Source organism: Micromonospora foliorum, from assembly GCF_022229015.1.
Classification (GTDB): Bacteria; Actinomycetota; Actinomycetes; order Mycobacteriales; family Micromonosporaceae; genus Micromonospora; species Micromonospora foliorum.
Genome location: NZ_JAKKFF010000412.1, coordinates 1 through 2,488, shown reverse-complemented (window position 1 = coordinate 2,488; position 2,488 = coordinate 1). Strand labels below are relative to the sequence as shown.

Below are 2,488 nucleotides of genomic sequence, written 5' to 3'. Positions count from 1 at the left end.
GCCGGCGTGCGGCCGCGCCGGCGGCTCCGGCCAGCAGGGCCACCAGCAGCAGGGGTACGCCCCGAAGCGGCGTCACGTGCCGACCCACCTGCACGGCGAGGGCGGCGACCAGCAGCCCGACCAGCCCGGTGTGGGTGATGGCGCGGGCGGTCCGGCCGGCGAGTCGGCTGAGCGCGCCGAGCAGCGCCACCGCGACTGTGGGGAGCACCGTCACCAGGGCGACCAGCAGCAGGATCTGGGCCGGGTCGGCGCGGTGGAAGAGGAAGAAGTCGGGGCTGCGACCGAGCACGTCCAGCAGTGGCTGGGTGACCACGAGACCGACCAGCGCGACGATTTCCAGCAGTCGACCCAGCTCGCCGCGCCAGCCGCGCTCCCACCGCGGTTCAGCCACCCATCACCGTCCGGTAGAGCGTGCGGGTGCCGGAGGGCAGTTCCAGCCGGTCGGCGATCCGTCCCCGGGCGGCGAGCAGCGTCTCGAAGGTGTCGCGTCGGTAGTCCGGGAACAGACCGGCGGGCTTGTTGGCCAGCAGCCGGGTCGCCATCGGGTCCTCCGGGTGGACGAACTCCACCACCACCGCGCCGCCCGGCGCGGTCAGCCCGGCCAGCCAGTCGATGACCTCCGGCAGCGGCACGTTGCGCCCGATCGCCAGGTGGTGCACCACGGCCAGGGCGAGCACCACGTCGGCGGACGCCCGCTCGGCGAAGCCGGCCCGCTCGACGCCCCGCCAGCCGCCACCTGGTGAGGGGTCGGCCAGGTCCAGCACCAGCGGCAGGATGCGACGCTGACCCTCGGAGCGCAGCCGTCGGTACAGCTCGTCGACGACGGCCGGGTCCTGCTCGACGGCGACCACGTAGTCGGCGTGACCGGCCGCCAGCCGGGAGTACCGGCCGTCGTTGGCGCCGAGGTCGAGCACCAGGCGGGGGCGGGTGCCGGCGGCCACCGAGGTGGCCACGAACTGCTCCTTCGCCACCCGGTCGCGGGCCGAGTAGCCGCAGGTGCGTTGGTAGTCCGACCAGTGGCTCTCGGGCGGGCGGCGGTCCAGCTTGCGGACCAGTTTCTCGATGCCGCGCACGGTGGCGAGCAGCAACTCCCGGGAGAACCCGGCGGCGCGCAGTTGGTCGCGTACCTCGCTGGTGCTGGCGGCGGCGTTACGCTGCTGCATGGCCCCGTGCAGGTGCAGGTGGGTCAGCACGCCGGGGCGCAGCCGGCGGGCCCCGTTGAAGAGCGGCCGCAGCTCGTCGGCCTCGATACCGTCGACCCGGGCGCGCAGCCACGGCTGGAAGTCGACGCCCAGGTGGGCGGTGAGCATCAGCGGGTAGAGCACGGTCTGGCAGAACTGCCGGTAGCCGGCCCACGGTTCGCCGTCGCGGACCGGCTCGAAGGAGCCGATGTCGATGAAGACCGGTGCGGCGCCACGCCACTGGAGGTTGTACGCCGAGCCGTCCTTGGTGGTGAAGCCCTCGCGGAGCGCGGCGTTCAGGATCTCCAGGTGCAGCAGGGCGGCGTCGCGCAGCATGCTGAACGACCACTCGTACGGGTGGGAGACGAACGGGATGCGCTCGTGGCGCAGCACGGCGGCCCACGGCGTGCCGGCCGTGGCGGGCACCAGGGTCGGCGGGGCGTCCTCGGTGGCGCAGACCTTGCGCGCGGCGACGAGCGCCGGGAAGAACGTGCTGCCGGTCAGTGCCCGCCAGTGCTCGGCGGCCTGGGGGTCCAGCCCGCGCAGCACCTCGTCGCCGACGTGGAAGACCCGGTTGGCCGGGTCACGGAAGGAGGCCGGCTCGGGCCGTACCCCGGTGGGTGAGATCGCCATCGTGGGGCCTGGCCCGCTCAGCGCTGGTCGGTGGGCTGCCGGCGGAACCGGTCGACCAGTCGTCGCCAGTAGAGCTTCGCGGCGACCGCGGCGCCAGCCACCCCGCCGACGACCGCCTGCACGATCAGGCTGCCGGACCCCGCGTCCAGGTAGGCCAGATGTTCCACCGATCGCTCCTTGCCCTCGCCGCCTCGACACCGGCGTCCCGGGCATACACCGATGAGGCTTTTGACCCAGAAAGCCGGACTTGTCCATCACCGTACGCCGGTCGCTGACGCCGTCGAGGGCACATCGGCGTACTCCCAGCCTCGCCACAGAATGCGGCCGGGACGGCGGACCGCGCCGGTACGCTGCGGACGTGCGCTGGATGATGGTGGACGCGCCGCTGGACTCCTCCGGCGCTGGCCGCGGCGAGGAGCGGGCCCCCGCCGCGCTGCGCCGGGCCGGCCTGCGCGAGGCCCTGGCCGCCGACGACGACGGGCAGATCGACGAGGCCCGGTTGCGCGACCCGAACCGCGACCCGGCGAGCGGGGTGATCGGCGCGGCGGGCCTGGTCCGGGCCGGGGGCGCCATCGCCGCTCGGATATGCGCGCCCCGCGCGGACGGCGCCCCCCCCCTGGGTCGCGGCGGGGACGTCGCGATCAGTCGACGCATCTGACGGGCCCTGCCCCAGC

The 2,488-nt window shown here is 74.4% G+C and carries 3 protein-coding genes and 1 pseudogene; 1 reads left to right on the top strand and 3 read right to left on the bottom strand.

Features of this window, described 5'->3' with window-relative positions:
- The 3 genes and pseudogenes from PSH25_RS26075 to PSH25_RS26065 form a co-directional block, all read right to left on the bottom strand.
- A pseudogene (locus PSH25_RS26075) lies at nucleotides 1-391 on the bottom strand (sulfatase-like hydrolase/transferase); the annotation flags it as partial.
- The gene (locus tag PSH25_RS26070) at nucleotides 384-1,814 is read right to left on the bottom strand and encodes a class I SAM-dependent methyltransferase (protein ID WP_238661562.1); all 1,431 of its coding nucleotides are present in this window, start codon (nucleotides 1,812-1,814) and stop codon (nucleotides 384-386) included. The pseudogene PSH25_RS26075 and the gene PSH25_RS26070, both read right to left, overlap by 8 nt.
- A 17-nt stretch (nucleotides 1,815-1,831) precedes the next feature.
- Nucleotides 1,832-1,981: a hypothetical protein gene (locus tag PSH25_RS26065; RefSeq protein ID WP_165947858.1), complete on the bottom strand. Its 150-nt coding sequence runs from the start codon at nucleotides 1,979-1,981 to the stop codon at nucleotides 1,832-1,834.
- A gap of 191 nt (nucleotides 1,982-2,172) precedes the next feature.
- On the opposite strand from PSH25_RS26065, the gene PSH25_RS26060 reads away from it, so the two are divergent.
- A complete protein-coding gene (locus tag PSH25_RS26060) occupies nucleotides 2,173-2,472 on the top strand; it encodes an arginase family protein (RefSeq protein ID WP_238661561.1) in 300 nt (99 codons plus the stop codon).
- The last annotated feature ends 16 nt before the right edge of the window (nucleotides 2,473-2,488 follow it).

Excerpts from the sequence above, each read along its gene's own strand:
- PSH25_RS26070 (WP_238661562.1), bottom strand. The coding sequence starts at position 1,814 with ATGGCGATCTCACCCACCGGGGTACGGCCCGAGCCGGCCTCCTTCCGT.